Origin of the sequence: Streptomyces albireticuli (genome assembly GCF_002192455.1) — a bacterium.
GTDB lineage: Bacteria > Actinomycetota > Actinomycetes > Streptomycetales > Streptomycetaceae > Streptomyces > Streptomyces albireticuli_B.
This window is the reverse complement of record NZ_CP021744.1, coordinates 6,225,473-6,241,156: the sequence shown is the minus strand read 5'-3', so window position 1 is coordinate 6,241,156 and position 15,684 is coordinate 6,225,473. Positions and strand designations below refer to the sequence as shown.

At 72.4% G+C, this 15,684-nt stretch carries 16 protein-coding genes, 8 tRNA genes and 1 pseudogene; 11 read left to right on the top strand and 14 right to left on the bottom strand.

Features of this window, described 5'->3' with window-relative positions:
• Positions 1 to 69: 69 nt before the first annotated feature.
• From SMD11_RS27120 to SMD11_RS36545, 5 genes are all read right to left on the bottom strand, one after another.
• Complete coding sequence (locus tag SMD11_RS27120) at positions 70 to 630, bottom strand: HIT family protein (RefSeq protein ID WP_087928940.1); 561 nt, start codon at positions 628 to 630, stop codon at positions 70 to 72.
• A gap of 144 nt (positions 631 to 774) precedes the next feature.
• The gene (gene thrS, locus SMD11_RS27115) at positions 775 to 2,751 is read right to left on the bottom strand and encodes a threonine--tRNA ligase (protein WP_087928939.1); all 1,977 of its coding nucleotides are present in this window, start codon (positions 2,749 to 2,751) and stop codon (positions 775 to 777) included.
• A 137-nt stretch (positions 2,752 to 2,888) separates the two neighbouring features.
• Positions 2,889 to 4,106: a hypothetical protein gene (locus tag SMD11_RS27110; RefSeq protein ID WP_087928938.1), complete on the bottom strand. Its 1,218-nt coding sequence runs from the start codon at positions 4,104 to 4,106 to the stop codon at positions 2,889 to 2,891.
• Positions 4,106 to 4,675, bottom strand: coding sequence for a DUF4365 domain-containing protein (locus SMD11_RS27105; RefSeq protein ID WP_087928937.1), 570 nt, complete (start codon positions 4,673 to 4,675; stop codon positions 4,106 to 4,108). Before SMD11_RS27105 ends, SMD11_RS27110 begins: the two co-directional genes overlap by 1 nt.
• Before the next feature lie 128 nt (positions 4,676 to 4,803).
• On the bottom strand, positions 4,804 to 4,965 hold the full coding sequence (locus SMD11_RS36545; RefSeq protein ID WP_234366510.1) for a hypothetical protein: 162 nt from the start codon (positions 4,963 to 4,965) through the stop codon (positions 4,804 to 4,806).
• On the opposite strand from SMD11_RS36545, the pseudogene SMD11_RS27100 reads away from it, so the two are divergent.
• A pseudogene (locus SMD11_RS27100) lies at positions 4,892 to 5,562 on the top strand (exonuclease domain-containing protein). The gene SMD11_RS36545 and the pseudogene SMD11_RS27100 sit on opposite strands and share 74 nt — an antisense overlap.
• A 113-nt stretch (positions 5,563 to 5,675) precedes the next feature.
• Here SMD11_RS27100 and SMD11_RS27095 read toward each other — a convergent pair.
• The 4 genes from SMD11_RS27095 to SMD11_RS27080 all read right to left on the bottom strand — a co-directional run bounded on the left by SMD11_RS27095 (position 5,676) and on the right by SMD11_RS27080 (position 6,986).
• Positions 5,676 to 5,747: transfer RNA gene (locus tag SMD11_RS27095), tRNA-Val, on the bottom strand.
• Between the two features lie 63 nt (positions 5,748 to 5,810).
• A complete protein-coding gene (locus SMD11_RS27090; RefSeq protein WP_087928936.1) occupies positions 5,811 to 6,305 on the bottom strand; it encodes an SRPBCC family protein in 495 nt (164 codons plus the stop codon).
• 67 nt (positions 6,306 to 6,372) lie between these two features.
• Positions 6,373 to 6,444, bottom strand: a tRNA-Val gene (locus SMD11_RS27085).
• A 56-nt stretch (positions 6,445 to 6,500) separates the two neighbouring features.
• Positions 6,501 to 6,986: a TIGR02611 family protein gene (locus SMD11_RS27080; RefSeq protein ID WP_087928935.1), complete on the bottom strand. Its 486-nt coding sequence runs from the start codon at positions 6,984 to 6,986 to the stop codon at positions 6,501 to 6,503.
• 192 nt (positions 6,987 to 7,178) lie between these two features.
• Between SMD11_RS27080 and SMD11_RS27075 the strand changes: the two genes are divergently transcribed.
• Positions 7,179 to 7,592 carry an SsgA family sporulation/cell division regulator gene (locus SMD11_RS27075; protein WP_003959770.1) on the top strand — a complete coding sequence of 138 codons (414 nt, stop codon included), beginning with the start codon at positions 7,179 to 7,181 and terminating at the stop codon, positions 7,590 to 7,592.
• Between the two features lie 208 nt (positions 7,593 to 7,800).
• Positions 7,801 to 8,367 (top strand): CGNR zinc finger domain-containing protein, encoded by a 567-nt coding sequence (locus SMD11_RS27070; RefSeq protein WP_087928934.1) that lies wholly within the window; start codon positions 7,801 to 7,803, stop codon positions 8,365 to 8,367.
• Positions 8,368 to 8,510: 143 nt separating this feature from the next.
• Here SMD11_RS27070 and SMD11_RS27065 read toward each other — a convergent pair whose 3' ends face one another.
• Positions 8,511 to 8,924 carry a hypothetical protein gene (locus SMD11_RS27065; RefSeq protein ID WP_087928933.1) on the bottom strand — a complete coding sequence of 138 codons (414 nt, stop codon included), beginning with the start codon at positions 8,922 to 8,924 and terminating at the stop codon, positions 8,511 to 8,513.
• A gap of 164 nt (positions 8,925 to 9,088) precedes the next feature.
• Here SMD11_RS27065 and SMD11_RS27060 point away from each other — a divergent pair, with 164 nt between their 5' ends.
• On the top strand, positions 9,089 to 9,592 hold the full coding sequence (locus SMD11_RS27060) for a DsbA family protein (protein ID WP_087928932.1): 504 nt from the start codon (positions 9,089 to 9,091) through the stop codon (positions 9,590 to 9,592).
• 22 nt (positions 9,593 to 9,614) lie between these two features.
• Here the strand turns inward: SMD11_RS27060 and SMD11_RS27055 are convergent, their stop codons facing one another.
• From SMD11_RS27055 to SMD11_RS27045, 3 genes are read right to left on the bottom strand one after another with little or no spacing between them, the layout of a single operon-like run.
• Entirely contained in the window at positions 9,615 to 10,460 is an 846-nt protein-coding gene (locus tag SMD11_RS27055; protein ID WP_087928931.1) for a GNAT family N-acetyltransferase, read from the bottom strand.
• A 40-nt stretch (positions 10,461 to 10,500) separates the two neighbouring features.
• The gene (locus SMD11_RS27050) at positions 10,501 to 11,322 is read right to left on the bottom strand and encodes an aminotransferase class IV (protein WP_087928930.1); all 822 of its coding nucleotides are present in this window, start codon (positions 11,320 to 11,322) and stop codon (positions 10,501 to 10,503) included.
• On the bottom strand, positions 11,319 to 12,368 hold the full coding sequence (locus SMD11_RS27045) for a chorismate-binding protein (RefSeq protein WP_087928929.1): 1,050 nt from the start codon (positions 12,366 to 12,368) through the stop codon (positions 11,319 to 11,321). Before SMD11_RS27045 ends, SMD11_RS27050 begins: the two co-directional genes overlap by 4 nt.
• A 199-nt stretch (positions 12,369 to 12,567) precedes the next feature.
• Between SMD11_RS27045 and SMD11_RS27040 the strand changes: the two genes are divergently transcribed.
• The 6 genes from SMD11_RS27040 (at position 12,568) to SMD11_RS27015 (ending at position 13,115) form a co-directional block, all read left to right on the top strand.
• Positions 12,568 to 12,640: transfer RNA gene (locus SMD11_RS27040), tRNA-Gly, on the top strand.
• 35 nt (positions 12,641 to 12,675) lie between these two features.
• Positions 12,676 to 12,749 (top strand) — tRNA-Cys (locus SMD11_RS27035).
• Between the two features lies 1 nt (position 12,750).
• Positions 12,751 to 12,825: transfer RNA gene (locus SMD11_RS27030), tRNA-Val, on the top strand.
• 20 nt (positions 12,826 to 12,845) lie between these two features.
• Positions 12,846 to 12,917: transfer RNA gene (locus SMD11_RS27025), tRNA-Val, on the top strand.
• A gap of 31 nt (positions 12,918 to 12,948) precedes the next feature.
• Positions 12,949 to 13,020 (top strand) — tRNA-Val (locus SMD11_RS27020).
• A gap of 23 nt (positions 13,021 to 13,043) precedes the next feature.
• A tRNA-Val gene (locus SMD11_RS27015) sits at positions 13,044 to 13,115 on the top strand.
• A gap of 261 nt (positions 13,116 to 13,376) precedes the next feature.
• Here the strand turns inward: SMD11_RS27015 and SMD11_RS27010 are convergent.
• The gene (locus tag SMD11_RS27010) at positions 13,377 to 13,580 is read right to left on the bottom strand and encodes a hypothetical protein (protein WP_087928928.1); all 204 of its coding nucleotides are present in this window, start codon (positions 13,578 to 13,580) and stop codon (positions 13,377 to 13,379) included.
• Between the two features lie 655 nt (positions 13,581 to 14,235).
• On the opposite strand from SMD11_RS27010, the gene SMD11_RS27005 reads away from it, so the two are divergent.
• A complete protein-coding gene (locus tag SMD11_RS27005) occupies positions 14,236 to 15,615 on the top strand; it encodes a serine/threonine-protein kinase (protein ID WP_087930754.1) in 1,380 nt (459 codons plus the stop codon).
• The last annotated feature ends 69 nt before the right edge of the window (positions 15,616 to 15,684 follow it).

The following is a 15,684-nucleotide window of genomic DNA, read 5'->3' as shown; positions in this document are numbered from 1 at the left end:
TAATGCTTGGGGATATTTGCCCGATTTTGCCTCACGCGTGTCCCCGGGGTACGCAGGCGGGCAGGGTGGCTACGCCTCGGGCCAGACGTCCGCGAGCATCTTGCGGGTGTCGGCGAGCAGTTGGGGCAGCACCTTGGTATGGCCGACGACGGGCATGAAATTGGTGTCGCCGCCCCAGCGGGGGACGATGTGCTGGTGCAGGTGGGCGGCGATGCCGGCACCGGCGGCCTGCCCCTGGTTCATCCCGATGTTGAAGCCGTGCGCCCCGGACGCCTTGCGGAGCGCGGTCATGGCCCGCTTGGTGAAGTCCGCGAGCTCGGCCGTCTCGGGCCCGTCCAGCTCCGTGTAGTCGGCGACGTGCCGGAACGGGACGATCATGAGGTGGCCGCCGTTGTAGGGGTAAAGATTCAGCACGGCGTAGACGTACTCACCCCGGGCGACGATCAGCCCGTCCTCGTCACTCTTGGCCGGAATCGAACAGAACGGACAGCCGTCGTCGGCGCCCGGCCCGGTGGGCTTGTTCTCACCCTGGATGTACGCCATCCGGTGGGGCGTCCACAGGCGCTGGAACGCGTCCGGTGCGCCGACTCCGATCTGCTGCTCCGGCTCAGTCGTCATGGTGAGCAGCATATTCCCCGTGTGGGTGAGGATGCGCCGAGGGGCGGCCCTGATGGGCCGCCCCTTCATTAACCCCGCAGAAGCGGGGACGACGTCTACACTCTGCACGCCACTAAAGGCGCCCTCGGAGCACCCCCGCTCACACGGGGACCAGCGTCACACCTGCACGCGACGCTCCACCACATCAACGAGCTTGGCGAGCGCCCGGTCACGGGGAACCCCGTTCTCCTGCGACCCGTCCCGGTAGCGGAACGACACCGTGCCCGCCGCCATGTCGTCATCACCGACGATGATCATGAACGGGGTCTTGGCCTTCTGGTGGTTCCTGATCTTCTTCTGCATCCGGTCCGAGGACGCGTCCACCTCGACCCGCAGGCCCTTCTTCTTCGCGTCGGCCGCGAACTCCTGAAGGTATTCGACGTGGGCGTCACCGATCGGGATGCCGACCGCCTGGACCGGGGCCAGCCACGCCGGGAACGCGCCCGCGTAGTGCTCCAGCAGAACGGCGAAGAACCTCTCGATGCTGCCGAACAACGCACGGTGGATCATGACCGGCTGCTGCTTGGTGCCATCAGCCGCCGTGTACTCGAGATCGAACCTCTGCGGCAGATTGAAGTCCAGCTGAATCGTGCTCATCTGCCACGTACGGCCGATCGCGTCCCGCGCCTGGACCGAGATCTTCGGGCCGTAGAAGGCCGCGCCGCCCGGGTCCATGACGAGCTCCAGGCCCTGCTTCTCCGCGACCTTGCGCAGGGTCTCGGTGGCCTCTTCCCAGTTCTCGTCGCTACCGACGAACTTTTCCGGGTCCTTGGTGGACAGCTCCAGGTAGAAGTCGGTCAGACCGTAGTCACGGAGCAGGTCCAGGACGAAGGTGAGCGTCGTGTCGAGCTCCTCGCCCATCTGCTCGCGGGTGCAGTAGATGTGCGCGTCGTCCTGCGTGAAGCCACGGGCACGGGTCAGACCGTGCACGACGCCCGACTTCTCGTACCGGTACACGGTGCCGAATTCGAACAGGCGCAGCGGCAGCTCACGGTACGAACGCCCGCGCGCGTCGAAGATCAGGTTGTGCATCGGGCAGTTCATGGGCTTCAGGTAGTAGTCCGTGCCCTCGTCGAGCTGCATGGGCGGGTACATGCCGTCGGCGTACCAGTCCAGGTGGCCGGACTTCTCGAAAAGCTTGCCCTTGGTCGCGTGCGGCGTGTAGACGAACTCGTAGCCGCTCTCCTCGTGACGCCGGCGCGAGTAGTCCTCCATCACCCGGCGGATGATGCCGCCCTTGGGGTGAAAGACGGCCAGACCGGAACCGATCTCCTCGGGGATGGAGAAGAGGTCCAGTTCGGAGCCCAGGCGGCGGTGGTCGCGCTTCTCGGCCTCGGCCAGGAACTCCAGGTGCGCCTTCAGCTCGTCCTTGGTCGGCCACGCGGTGCCGTAGATGCGCTGGAGCATCGGATTCTTCTCGCTGCCGCGCCAGTACGCGGCGGCGTTCCTCATCAGCTTGAACGCCGGGATGAACCGCGTCGTCGGCAGGTGCGGCCCACGGCACAGGTCCGACCAGCAGGTCTCGCCGGTCTTCGGGTCCAGGTTGTCGTAGATGGTCAGCTCGCCGGCGCCCACCTCGACGTCCGCGCCGTCGGCGTGCGAGGCCGAGCCCTTGAGGCCGATGAGCTCCAGCTTGTAGGGCTCGCCGGCGAGCTCCTCGCGCGCCGCCTCGTCGGTCACCACGCGGCGGGAGAACTTCTGCCCGCGCTTCTGGATTTCCTGCATTTTCTTCTCGATGGCCTTGAGGTCATCGGGGTGGAAGGGCTTCTCGACGTCGAAGTCGTAGTAGAAGCCGTCCTTGACCGGCGGGCCGATGCCCAGCTTGGCCTCGGGGAAGAGCTCCTGCACGGCCTGGGCCATGACGTGGGCCGTCGAGTGGCGCAGGATGTCGAGGCCGTCCTTGGAGGAGATCTCGACCGGCTCGACCTCCTCGCCGTCGAGCACGACGTACGCGAGGTCCTTCAGCTCGCCCGCGATGCGTGCGGCCACGACGGTGCGCTCCCCGGCGAACAGGTCGGCGGCAGTAGTGCCCGTCGTCACCACGCGCTCTTCCCGCTCGGAATCGCGATGGATGATCACACGGACGTCTGACACCGGTCTCTCCTGACTCAAGGGGTCGCGCGGGCGGATGCCGCGCGCCTGAATCGTACCGAGCCCGGCCCCTTGGTCGCGAAACGGTTGCGTCGCGCTCCCGGCGGGCCGCCGGGAGCGCCGTCCCCGCCTGTGCCCGGTCAGCCCTCGGGGCGGTCGTCCTCGCGGGAGTCCTGGAAGAGGTCGAGGTTCTCGTGGAGGGACTTCAGCAAGCGGTCCCGCTCGGCCTCGTCCACCTCTACGGGCGTGACGTCGGAGGCCTCCGCCAGCCGGCGGAAGCCGGCCCGGCTCTCCAGCCGGCCGCTGACCCGGACCGGGACGCCGACGAGGTGGGCGTGGCCCGCGATGCGGTAGTCGTCCTCGCCGAGGGCGACGCGGACCTGGGGGACCTCGGCGCCCGCGAGGACGCGGAGCCGCACCACGCCCGGCCCGGCGGGGTCGTCCCGGCGCATGCGCACCACGGCGCCCGTGAGCCGCACGGGTACCGAGGGTTCGTCGCGTATGTAGCGGGCGCCGGCCTCCCGGAGCGCGGGGAGGTCGCCGGGGGTGAACTCCACGGGCTCGGGGTGCGCGGCGAAGCCCTCGGGCGGGCCCGCGGCCGGGGACCAGTGCAGGGCGATGCGGATGCCCGCCGAGCCGCGGAGGAGGGTGCCGAGGGCCTCGGTCAGCTCCTGGCAGACGCCGTCCTCGACCGCCGCGGCGAAGGCGTCCCGGCCTCCTGTGGCGCGCTGGTGGTCCGTGGCGTCGCGGGTGGCGTACAGGGCGCGCAGCAGGGTGGTGGTGACCGTCCGGCCGGAGGGTTCCGGTCCGGGGTCGCCGGGGCCGACGGGCAGGAAGACGGTGAGTTCCCGGCCGCTCGGGGCGGGGCCGGTGAGGAGGCCGTCGAGGGTCGCCTCGGCGGGGCGGCGGTGGCGGGCCCCGTGGTAGCCGGCGCGGTCGTGGGCGGCGAGCGCGGCGGCGAGGAGCAGGGCGCGGGCGCCGGCCCGCAGGCGTTCCTGGGCGGCCCAGGCGGCGGCCGGGACGGCGGGTTCGGGTACGTCGCGCGTCCAGTGGATCTCGTCGCCGGGCACGCGCAGCGACAGCAGGATGTCGCGGGCCGACGGGGCGGGGCTGCGCTCCAGTGCGGTGAGGGCCTCGGCGAGCAGGTCGGCGCTGTCGGGGAAGGAGCGGCTCGCGGGGAGGAGGAGGCTGGTGCCGCCTCCTTCGGGCGGGGTCCAGCGGCTGTAGGAGGCGCCGGAGCTCCCGCCGCGCCGCCGCCAGCCGTGGCGGGCGAGCAGGGCGCCCAGGACCAGGGGGTCGGCCTGCTCGGGGGCGGGGGTGCGGGCGGGTCGTACGGGCTCGTGCGGTGGCCGGTGCATCAGGGTCTCCCTCCCGCTCCGACCCGCGTCATGATCTCGCAGAGCGCGCGGTCGTCGAAGACGCGTGCGGTCGGTATCCGCACGGTGGTCCTGCGTCTGCCGGTCACGGGGTGGCCTGCGAGGTTGGTCCAGTAGCAGCAGTGCCTCAGTTCGAGGCGGTCGTGGCCGGCGCGCAGCCAGTCGTCGCGGGCGCGCGGGACGATCATCACGACGAGGATCTTGTGGACCGAGACGGGGGTGCGGGCGAGCTTGGCCAGGTGGTCGTTGTCGAGGGTGAAGGAGAAGGTGGGCGTGGTGGGGGCGGGGGTGAGCTGGTAGGTGCTCTTGAGCTGCACCTTGATGGTGACTTCGTCGTCTATGCCATGGCCGCCGGGGGCGGTGTGGCTGATGTGCCAGTCGATGCCGTAGTCGGGGAACGGCTGGGCCAGTGAGCAGCCCGCCGCGGCGGCGACGGCGTGCAGATAGCCGACCTGGAGCGTCTCCATGCAGGCGGTGGTGGCGAGCGCGCCGCGCGGTGGGGCGGTCCGTCCGGGCAGCAGCCCGCTCGGTTCGGGGCGCGGGAACGCCATGTCCGAATCCCTCCGGGCGTCAGGACCTTCGGTCCGTACACATGTGTTGTCTCCTTTGCAACTCCACTGCAAACAAAGGCGGTTCGCCGGACCTGTGGGCCGGGTATCACCTGGCCGGGAGGGCGGAATCACGCCAGTCCCCTGGCAAGCGCGAGGAGTTGGGACATGTGCTGGTTCGAGGGGCCGCTCACCGCGTTCGACACCGAGACCACCGGGGTGGACGTCGAGCGTGACCGGATCGTGTCGGCGGCGCTGGTGGTGCAGTCGGCGGCGGGCGCACAGCCGATCACGACGCGGTGGCTGGTGAATCCGGGGTGCCGGTGCCGCCGGGGGCGACGGCGATACACGGTCTGACGGACGAGCACCTCCAGCGGCAGGGGCGGTGGCCGGCGCCGGTGATGGAGGAGGTGGCGCGGGCGCTCGCGGGGCACGCGGCGCGGGGGATACCCCTGGTGGTGATGAACGCGCCGTTCGATCTGACGTTGCTGGACCGTGAGTTGCGGCGGCACCGGGCGTCGACGCTGGCGGATTATCTGGCGGCGGCCCCGCTGTGCGTGCTGGATCCCTGGGTGCTGGACAAGCATCTGGACCGGTACCGGAAGGGCCGGCGGACGCTTTCGGATCTGAGCGCGCAGTACGGGGTGGAGCTGGCGGGCGCGCACGACGCGGGTGCGGACGCGCTGGCGGCGCTGGAGGTCGTACGGGCGGTGGGGCGCAGGTTCGCGGAGCGGCTGGAGCGGTTGAGTCCGGCGGAGCTGCACGCCCGGCAGGCGGTGTGGCACGCGGCGCAGGCGCGGGGGCTCCAGGCGTGGTTCGCGCGGAACGGTACGGAGGAGGCGTGCGATCCGGCGTGGCCGCTGCGGCCGGCGATGTCGGCGGCGGCGTGAGCGGTGGCGGGTCGTGGCGGGCCGGCCCGTGTCCGGCGGTCCGGTCCGGTCGGTGTCCTTCGGGTGGAACGCGCAAGGCCGGTCCGTCTGGTGACGGACCGGCCTTGCCGGGGTGGGCGATACTGGGATCGAACCAGTGACCCCTTCGGTGTGAACGAAGTGCTCTCCCGCTGAGCTAATCGCCCGGGTCTGTCCCCGGTGTTTCCCCCGGCGACGCACTGAACAATACAGGCCCTGGCGCCGCCGCATCAAATTCCTTCCGTGTGGGGTGCCAGCCGGGCCCTGAGTCCGCGCCGGGCGCCGCGCATCATCCAGGTGTGGTTGGCGCGCAGGAGGGGGCGGGCGGGGAGGGCGAGGAGGCGCAGGAGGGGTCTGCGGGCCTCGACGGCCTGTTCGTAGCGGAGGTGGGTGCCGGTGGGGTGGCGGGGCAGGACGGTCCAGCGGGCCCAGCCCTCGACGTCGCCGGTCATGGTGATCTCCAGGACGCGGGCGGCGGGGTCCTGGCGGCCGGCGCGGACGGTGACGGTGAGCTCGTAGGGGAGGAAGGAGCGGATGCGGGCGGTGCCGGTGTCGGGGCCGGTTCCGGTGCGGGTCACCTGGCGTATCTGGGGCCACCAGGCCGGGTAGTCGTCGGGGGTGCCGAGGCAGGCGTAGACGGTGGCGGGTGCCACGGCGAGGTCCCACTCGCTGTGGAAGCGGTAGTGGTGGCGGCCGGTCCGGGAGGTGCGGGGTTCGACGGTCACGGCTTCAGGGCACACAAAAAACCGGCGGTACGCAAGGGGTCTTCCTTGCGTACCGCCGGTTTCGACGTGGGCGATACTGGGATCGAACCAGTGACCTCTTCGGTGTGAACGAAGCGCTCTCCCGCTGAGCTAATCGCCCGGGCGCACCGCAAACATTACCGCATGTCAGACGGTGTTCCGAACCAGGGTGAGGGGTCAGCGGCCGGCCTTCCACGGCATGGTCATGCCGTACTTCCAGACGTAGACGGCGACGAGGGCCGCGACGATCACCAGGCCGACGGTGGTGAGGATGATGTTGCGTCGGCGGACCGCGGGGTCGAGGGCGCGCTGGGCGGCCTCGGTGACCTTGCGCTTGGTCCAGCGGAGGACGAGCTGGGCCCAGACGAACTCGGTGGCCCAGATCGCCATGCCGCCGAAGATCACCAGCCAGCCGGGGCCGGGCAGGGGCAGCATGATGATGCCCGCGACGACGACGGCGAGGCCGACCACGAAGACGCCGACCTGCCAGCTGACGTGCAGGGGCCGGGAGCGCTTGATGAAGTGGGGAGCGCGCGATCCGAGGGCGGGTTCCGCCGTCGTGCCGTTGTCCCCGTCGGCCGTGGCGCCATCCGCGTCCGTGCCCGGGGTTCCCGGGGTTCCGGCCTTCGCGGCGGGCCGCCGCTCGTCACTCTCCGCATTCATACGCCCTAACCTACCGGACCGAACCGGAACTCACTGGAATGGCGGTATTAGCGGGCGAGCGGCTGGGCCGTACGAGGTATCCGAAGAGTCTCAAAACGGTCAGAGGGGTTTACAACGGCACCGTAGGTGGCATGTCGATTTCGCCGACGTGCGAATCCCCGAGCGCACACTGAGCGAAAGGCCCTGGCGCTTATGAACACCACGGTCAGCTGCGAGCTGCACTTGCGCCTCGTCGTGTCGAGTGAATCCTCACTGCCTGTCCCCGCAGGCCTGCGGTACGACACGGCCGATCCGTATGCCGTTCACGCCACCTTCCACACCGGAGCCGAGGAGACGGTGGAGTGGGTCTTCGCCAGAGATCTGCTGGCCGAAGGCCTGCACCGGCCCACCGGTACCGGAGACGTCCGTGTCTGGCCGTCCCGCAGCCACGGTCAGGGCGTCGTGTGCATCGCCCTGAGCTCCCCCGAGGGGGAGGCGCTGCTGGAGGCCCCGGCGCGGGCCCTGGAGTCGTTCCTGAAGCGGACCGACGCCGCGGTGCCGCCGGGCACCGAACACCGTCACTTCGATCTGGACACGGAGCTCTCGCACATCCTCGCGGAGAGCTGAGTCCGGACGGTGTGACACCGGGCGCGCCCGCCCACTCGGGGGTCGGGCGCGCCGGCCGGCACGAAGGGCGTGGCGCGACGGCGCCGTCGCCGCGGATCCACCGCGGGCGACGGCGCCGTCGCGCTGCGGAGCCGCTAGAGTCGTCTCCCTGATCGAACCGATCGAACAGCCGCCGCGCCACTCCAGTCGGCCAGGGAGCGAACGAACCGTGCTGATCAACCATGACACCCGGTGCGCGCTCGACGCCGTCGTCGATCTCGTGAACACCGCGGCCCCCGGGCCGGACGGCACGGTCCGGGAGGGGCTCGCGGACCTCGCGGCGCTGCGCGGTTTCGTCGAGCGCAACGACGTCAGCGGGGTCGGTGAGCTCCGGGAGCGGGACCTCGCGGCCGTGCGGGCCGTGCGGGGCCGGTTCGCCGAGGTGTTCGCCGCGAAGGACACGGCGGCCGCGGCGGAGCTGCTGAACGCGATGGTCGCGGAGGCGGGTACGACGCCGCGGCTGACGGACCACGACGGCTACGACTGGCATGTGCACTACTTCGCGCCGGGCGCCGCGGTGGCCGAGCACCTCGCGGCGGACGGCGGGATGGCGCTGGCCTTCCTCGTGGTGGCGGGTGAGCGGGAGCGGCTGCGGCAGTGCGAGGCGCCGGACTGCGGGCGGGCGTTCGTGGACCTGTCGCGGAACCGTTCGCGGCGCTACTGCGACGGGCGTACGTGCGGTAATCGGCTGCATGTGGCGGCGTACCGGGCGCGGCGCAAGGGCGCGGCGGGCTGACGGCGGCGTTCCGCGGCGATTCACGCCGGCCGGGAATGTGTAGTGCCCCGATAAATGTACGGAAACAGGTGCCGGAGAGAGCGCGGAGCGCATCCCGGAAGCTGACGCCCCGGCAGTGCGCCGGGCGTGCGGGCGGGTTCGCTTTATATTCCGTGCTTTTTCAGAATTGCCTCGATGTCGGAGAAGTCCTCGCCCGTGCCGGATTTCCGTTCGGCGGGGCGGGGGGCGGGCGTCCGGCGGCCCGGGCCCAGTGACGGAGCGGAGGCGGCGGGGGCCACGGCGTCACTCCCCGTGGCGGCGACGGCGCGCCGCTCGGCGACCCTGCTCACCGTGAACAGCAGGGCGGAGAGCGCCAGCACCCCGAAGCCCGCCCAGACGGTGGGCTTGAGGACCAGGCCGGCTATCCAGTCGAGGATCCCGGTCATGAGGAGCCCGAGGGGCACCAGGGCGTAGGCGGCGGTGCGCGTGGCGGCCCGGTAGCGGCGGCGCCGGGCGGTCAGCACCGCGAGGCCCAGGCCGGCCGCGGTCACCGCGGCGCAGATGATCGTGGTCAGCATCCGGCTCTCCTGCTCCCGTACGGAAATGGGGCTCTTCTCCCATCCTGCACCGGCCGGTACCCCGGCAGCCAGGTCCGGACGACGGCCTCAGGGAGATCTCCGGGTCGCCCCGGAGACGGTCCCCTCCCGGGGCCGCCCGGCCCCGGGCCTGGGAGACTGGCCCCATGAGCGATTCCGACTCCGCCCGCGCCACCCTCGACGTCTGGTGCGAGCTCCAGTGCACCGACTGCCGCAGCGCCCTCGACGACCTCCGCGCGCTGCGCGCCCGCTACGGGGACCGGCTGGAGATCCGGCTGCGGCACTTCCCGCTGGAGAAGCACAAGCACTCCTACGCCGCCGCGCAGGCCGCCGAGGAGGCCGCCGGGCAGGGCAAGGGCTGGGCGTACGCGGAGGCGGTGCTGGGCCGCGCCGAGGAGCTGGCCGAGCGGGGCGAGGAACTGCTCGTCGCGGTGGCCGCCGAGCTCGGGCTGGACGCCGAGGAGGTGGACACCGCGCTGATCGACGGCAGGCACCTGCTGGTCGTCGACGCGGACCAGGCCGAGGGCAAGGCGATCGGGGTGCGGGGCACCCCGACCTACGAGATCGGCGGGAAGCTGCTCGACGGCAGCAAGGACCAGTCGGGGCTGCGGGAGCGGATCGAGGAGATCGCCGACCGGCTGCTGGGCTGACGCCCGTGCGCCGGCCCGGCGGTCAGAGCAGCGCCTTGTACAGGTGGAACTCGGTCGGCCGGTAGCCCAGCGACTCGTAGAGCCGCAGGGCCGGGGTGTTGCCCGCGAAGACGTTGAGGCCGAGCCGGGTCTCCCCCGCCCTCAGCGCCTGGCCCTCGGCCAGCAGCATCAGCGACCGTCCGTGACCGTGGCCGCGGTGCGCCTCGGCGACCTCGATGTCGTAGACGTACGCGCCCGGGTCCCCGGGGTCGGCGTCCGAGGCGGCGCGCAGGGTGACCCAGAGGGTGCCGACGGGCTCTCCCGCGTGGGTGAGGACGCTGAGGAGCGCGCCGGGGGTGGCCAGGCCGTCGGGGAGCGCGCCGCGGTGGTCGGCCTCGGCCTTGGCGCGGGCCTGCTCGGGCGGGACGCCCCGGCGGGCCCAGTCCTGGGCGTAGGCCTCCTTGGCGTGCCGCTCCCAGGCGGTGAACTCGTCGGCGGTCATCGGCCGCCCGTCGGTGCCCTCGGGCAGCCGGGGGGCGGCCGTCAGTGTCTTGGCCATGTTGCGGTTGCGCTCGACGTAGCCGAGGGCACCGGCCAGGCCCAGGGCGACCCGCTGCGCCGCGCCGACGGAGATCTCGACGCGGCGGCATCCCCAGCCTCGCAGCACCTCCTCGGCGGCGAGCGCGGCGACGGTGCCCCGGCCGCGGTGCCGGTCGCGCGGGTCTATCCGGAGGTGGGTGATCCGGCCGACGCGGGAGCCGAAGCGGGCGTCCGTGGCGAGGTCGATCCGGCCGACAGGCCTGCTGTTGACGCAGACCTCGTAGGAGCGGGCCCGGCCTCCGTCGGGTGTGCGCTGTTCGGGTGCGGTGGGGCGCAGCGTGGTGGTCACCTTCGTGTTGTACCTGCCGTGCGGCCGCGCGTCACGCCCTTTACGGATCGAGGTCGGCCGTCGACCGCTCGTCGAAGATCCGCATGGCCTTGGCGGTCACCGGGCCGGGGGCGGTGGGCAGTTCGCGTCCGTCGAGGCGGTGGACGGCCTGGACGTCGCGCAGGGACGAGGTCAGGAAGATCTCCTCGGCGCGGTCGAGGACGTCCATGGGGAGGGTGGTCTCCGCGGCTCCGGTCCACTCGGTCACAAGGGCGCGGGTGATGCCGGGGAGGCAGCCGGAGGTGAGCGGCGGGGTGTGCAGTTCGCCGTCGAGGACGACGAAGACGTTGGATCCGGTGCCTTCGCAGAGGGCGCCGGTGGTGTTGGCGAGGAGCGCCTCGGTGGCGCCCTGCGCGCGGGCGCGGGCGAGGGCGACGACGTTCTCGCCGTACGAGGTGGATTTGAGGCCGGTGAGGGCGCCGCGTTCGTTGCGGGTCCAGGGGACGGTGACGGCGGCCGTGGCGGCGGGGCGGGGGTCGGCCGGGACGAGGGCGACGCAGAGGGTGGGTCCGCCGGTGCCGCGGTCGGAGCCGAGCGGGGAGAGGCCGCCGGTGTAGGTGACGCGCAGCCGGCCGAGCGGCATGGGGTTGGCCTCCAGGACGGCGGCGCAGGCCCGGCGCACCTCGTCGAGGTCGGGCTCGGGCAGGCCGAGGCCCTGGGCGGAGGTGGCGAGCCGGGTGAGGTGGCGGGTGAGCGCGAAGGGGCGCCCGTTCTCGGCCTTGAGGGTCTCGAAGATGCCGTCGCCGACGGTCAGCCCGTGGTCGAAGACCGAGACGCGGGCGCTGTCGGGGTCGCGGAGGGAGCCGTTCAGCCAGATCTTCACCGTTTCGTCCCTTCGAGCGGCTGATGTGTGCCCGACGCTATCGCGAGCAGCCTGGCCGCCTTGAGCTCCGTCTCGGCCCACTCGCGCTCGGGGTCGGAGCCCCAGGTGATCCCGGCGCCGGTGCCGAACCGGAGGACGGGCGCGGGGCCGGCCGCGCGGTCGATCCAGAAGGTGCGGATGCCGACCGCCAGTTCCCCGGTGCCGCGGTCGGCGTCGACCCAGCCGACGCCGCCGCAGTACGGGCCGCGGGGCGCGGTCTCCAGGGCGCCGATGATCTCCAGGGCGCTGGCCTTGGGGGCGCCGGTGACGGAGCCGGGCGGGAAGGTGGCGGCGAAGAGGTCCGCCCAGCCGGTGCCGGGGGCGAGCTCGCCGCGCACGGTGGAGACGAGGTGGACGAGGCCGGGGTGGGGTTCGACCGCGCAGAGCGCGGGGACGGTCACGGAGCCGGTGGCGCAGACACGCCCGAGGTCGTTGCGGACCAGGTCCACGATCATGACGTTCTCGGCGTGGTCCTTCTCCAGCAGGTCCGCCTCGGTGCGGCCGGTGCCCTTGATCGGCCCGGACTCGACGACGCGGCCGGTGCGGCGCAGATAGAGCTCGGGCGAGGCGGTGGCGACCTCCACGCCGTGCGCGGGGAGGCGGACGGTGCCCGCGTAGGGGGCGGGGTTGCCGCGGGCCAGCAGGGCGGTCAGGGCGTCGATGTCGGCGGGGGCGCCGGTGGGGGCGGGGGGAAGCGGTGCGCCGAGGACGCGGCAGAGGTTGGCCTGGTAGACCTCGCCGGCCGCGATGTGCTCGCGTATGCGCCGTACGCCCGCGGTGTAGGCGTCCCGGTCCAGGGAGCTGGTCCAGTCCTCGCGGGCGGGGCCGCGCCAGTGGCCGGGCACGGCGGTGGGGGCCGGTGCGGGGCGGACGTCGCCGAAGCGCGCGCACACGGTCCTTCCCTCGAAGTCCGCGACCACGGCCCACCAGCCCGTGGAGTCCAGGGCCGCCGGATCACGGGTGACATCGCGCAGGTCGGTGGCGAGGAGGCCGCCGAAGCGGGCCATCGGCGGGAGCGTCGGGGAGGACGTCGGGGGGAACGTCGGAGGGGGCTTGCGCACGTCATCGAGTCTATGGCGGGGGCGGGTGATGCGGCCGGGACGGACAATCACGGCAGCACGCTGCGGAAACGGAATTTGAGCTGGCGCTGGAATCCGCTAGAGTTCAACACGTCGCCGGGACGCGGAAGCGGACCGGGCAGACACTGCGGACGTAGCTCAGTTGGTAGAGCACCACCTTGCCAAGGTGGATGTCGCGAGTTCGAGTCTCGTCGTCCGCTCGCTGTGGGGGATCTTCCCGAACCCCCTCACTCCTGGTGGAGTGGCCGAGAGGCGAGGCAACGGCCTGCAAAGCCGTCTACACGGGTTCAAATCCCGTCTCCACCTCCAAGGACGATTAGCTCAGCGGGAGAGCGCTTCCCTGACACGGAAGAGGTCACTGGTTCAATCCCAGTATCGTCCACCAAGGTCCTCACGGACCTTCCCGCGCGATTAGCTCAGCGGGAGAGCGCTTCCCTGACACGGAAGAGGTCACTGGTTCAATCCCAGTATCGCGCACGCTGCACCTGCGGAAACGCGGTGCGATCCCGGACGATTAGCTCAGCGGGAGAGCGCTTCCCTGACACGGAAGAGGTCACTGGTTCAATCCCAGTATCGTCCACCGAGATCCTCGCGGATCTCCCCGCGCGATTAGCTCAGCGGGAGAGCGCTTCCCTGACACGGAAGAGGTCACTGGTTCAATCCCAGTATCGCGCACATGATCGGCGGAGGGCCGGGGCCATGAGCTCCGGTCCTCCGTCTTTTGCGTTCCGTTTTCGTGTCCCGTTTTCGTATCCCGTTTCGCGTTCCGTGCGCTCCGGTGCCGGCAGGCCCTGCCTTCGGGTGCGGACGCGCGTCGGGCCGGGTACCTCCCCAGGTACCCGGCCCGTCGTGCCGTCCGCCGTACCCCCGTCCCCACGGGGTTGATCACCGGGACTGTCCCCGGCCCGGGCCGCTCTCCCGGGCCCGGGGCGCCTCTCAGCGCCCCAGCATTCCGGCTACGGACGACGCTTGGATGACGACGGCGTCCCAGCCGCCGAAGAGCACGGCGAGGAACGCCGCGAGGGGGAGCACCATGGCCGCGGCGACGAGCGGGTGACGGGTGCCGGACGGGCCGGCGCCGAAGGCGTCCGCCGCCTGCCGGCCGCGCGCCCTCACCGTGCGCCCCGCGATGTCCGCCATCGTCCCTCTCCTCGCCTTTCCCGTGCCGTCGTGCCGTGCTTGGTATGTCTGTCCGCCGTGCCTGTCGCGCCCGTCGTGCCGGGCAAGCGGCGGGCGTATGACCTCGGGGGACGAGTACTCCACCCGCCGCTCTTCCACCACATTAGGGGCGGACCGGCGGGCCGGTCGTCATGCGTGCGTACCGCTCGCGGGCCTCCCCGAGGATGAGCGGATCCGGGGGCGGCTACTCCTCTGGTTGGAGACGGGCGGCCGGGACCCCGGGGTCTTCCCGGAGGGGTCGCCCCGGAAGCCCTCACTCCGCGCACTTCCGCCGTCCCGGGTGACTTCGCTCACTTCCGCCGCTCCCCCGCACATCAAGATCATCCCCATCTCCCCGGCCCCCTCCCCCACCGCTTCACGGGCCTCACGCGCCTCTTCCGCCTCCCGCGTCCGCGGCCTCCGGACGCGTCGCCGGCGCCCAAACCCCCTGCCGGGACGGCTCCTTGGCCACTCGGCCGGCACCCGCCGCGCGGCAACCGGCGCCCCGCACCCGGCCGTCGCCGTTCCGCGCACACGCCGGCAAACCGGTTGCCGACGCATGCGCGGCCTATCAGCGCGCCCGCCCGTCAATCCGTAAGCTGGGCCACGTCAGACGGACCGGGCAGCGGGGATGAACATGGCGATGATGCGGCTCCGGCGCGAGGACCCGCGAGTCGTCGGCTCGTTCCGGCTCCACCGCCGGCTCGGCGCGGGCGGCATGGGTGTGGTGTACCTCGGCTCCGACCGGCGCGGGCAGCGGGTGGCGCTCAAGGTGATCCGGCCGGACCTGGCCGAGGACCAGGAGTTCCGTTCGCGCTTCGCGCGTGAGGTGTCCGCGGCCCGGCGCATCCGCGGCGGCTGTACGGCACGGCTGGTGGCCGCCGACCTCGACGCGGACCGCCCCTGGTTCGCGACCCAGTACGTACCCGGCCCCTCGCTGCACGACAAGGTGAACGAGGAGGGGCCGCTGTCGGCGGCTCAGACCGCGTCCATCGGGGCCGCGTTGGCCGAGGGTCTGCTCGCCGTGCACGACGCGGGGGTCGTGCACCGCGACCTCAAGCCGTCGAACATCCTGCTGTCCCCCAAGGGCCCCCGGATCATCGACTTCGGCATCGCCTGGGCCACCGGCGCGAGCACCCTGACCCACGTCGGCACGGCGGTCGGCTCCCCCGGCTTCCTCGCGCCCGAACAGGTGCGCGGCGCGGCCGTGACGCCCGCGACGGACGTCTTCGCGCTCGGCGCGACCCTCGCCTACGCCTCGACGGCGGACTCCCCGTTCGGCCAGGGCAGTTCGGAGGTCATGCTCTACCGCGTCGTGCACGAGGAACCTCAGCTCATGGCCGTACCGGACGCGTTGGCGCCGCTGGTGCACGCCTGCCTCGCCAAGGACCCGGAGGAGCGGCCCAGCACCCTCCAGCTGTCCCTGCGGCTGAAGGAGATCGCGGCGCGCGAGGCGCACGGCCTGCCGGACAGCCGGCCCCCCGCCGCCCGTCAGCCTGACCGTCCGTCGGGCCAGCGCGCCGCGCAGTACGCGGAGCAGCGCACCGAGCGGCGCACCCTCCAGGCCCCCGCGCCGCGCCCGCAGGCGCCGGCCCCCGGCCGTCACCCCGACCAGGCCCGGCCCCCGGCCCAGCGCCCCGCGACGGGCCGCCCGCCCGGCGCCCGGCGCCCCGGCTCCGCCGCGCGTGGCGGTGCGGCGCGCGGCGGGGCCGCCGGTGGCGCGGCCCGCGGCAAGGCGCGCCCTGGTGCGCGTACGGGCTCGGGGGCGCGGCGGCCCGGGCCGGACCGGCGGCTGCTGCGGCAGCGGCTGACGGTGTTCGTGGTCGTGACGCTGCTGGTGGCGCTGGGGATCGCGGTGGCCCAGGGGTGTCAGGGACCCGCGCACAGTGCGGGGGAGGTTTCCCGGGTGCCGGTGGTGTCCGTGGACCGTGTGATGTCCGTGGAACCGGTGGTGTCCGTGGGTGTGGACGCTCTTGAGGCCCGGCCCGACGGTGAGGACGCCGCGGCCGCTGGTTAGGGCCTGGTGCGGTCGTCGGGGCTCGGTGAACGTCGGGCCCCTCGCCGAGGGATTTCCAGGGGGCTCCGT

What these genes read in the sequence shown, in the direction of transcription:
- SMD11_RS27120 (WP_087928940.1), bottom strand. Translation starts at nt 630, where the DNA reads ATGCTGCTCACCATGACGACTGAGCCGGAGCAGCAGATCGGAGTCGGC.
- SMD11_RS27110 (WP_087928938.1), bottom strand. Translation starts at nt 4,106, where the DNA reads ATGCACCGGCCACCGCACGAGCCCGTACGACCCGCCCGCACCCCCGCC.
- SMD11_RS27105 (WP_087928937.1), bottom strand. Translation starts at nt 4,675, where the DNA reads ATGGCGTTCCCGCGCCCCGAACCGAGCGGGCTGCTGCCCGGACGGACC.
- SMD11_RS27080 (WP_087928935.1), bottom strand. Translation starts at nt 6,986, where the DNA reads ATGAATGCGGAGAGTGACGAGCGGCGGCCCGCCGCGAAGGCCGGAACC.
- SMD11_RS27075 (WP_003959770.1), top strand. Translation starts at nt 7,179, where the DNA reads ATGAACACCACGGTCAGCTGCGAGCTGCACTTGCGCCTCGTCGTGTCG.
- SMD11_RS27065 (WP_087928933.1), bottom strand. Translation starts at nt 8,924, where the DNA reads ATGCTGACCACGATCATCTGCGCCGCGGTGACCGCGGCCGGCCTGGGC.
- SMD11_RS27060 (WP_087928932.1), top strand. Translation starts at nt 9,089, where the DNA reads ATGAGCGATTCCGACTCCGCCCGCGCCACCCTCGACGTCTGGTGCGAG.
- SMD11_RS27045 (WP_087928929.1), bottom strand. Translation starts at nt 12,368, where the DNA reads ATGGCCCGCTTCGGCGGCCTCCTCGCCACCGACCTGCGCGATGTCACC.
- SMD11_RS27010 (WP_087928928.1), bottom strand. Translation starts at nt 13,580, where the DNA reads ATGGCGGACATCGCGGGGCGCACGGTGAGGGCGCGCGGCCGGCAGGCG.
- SMD11_RS27005 (WP_087930754.1), top strand. Translation starts at nt 14,236, where the DNA reads ATGGCGATGATGCGGCTCCGGCGCGAGGACCCGCGAGTCGTCGGCTCG.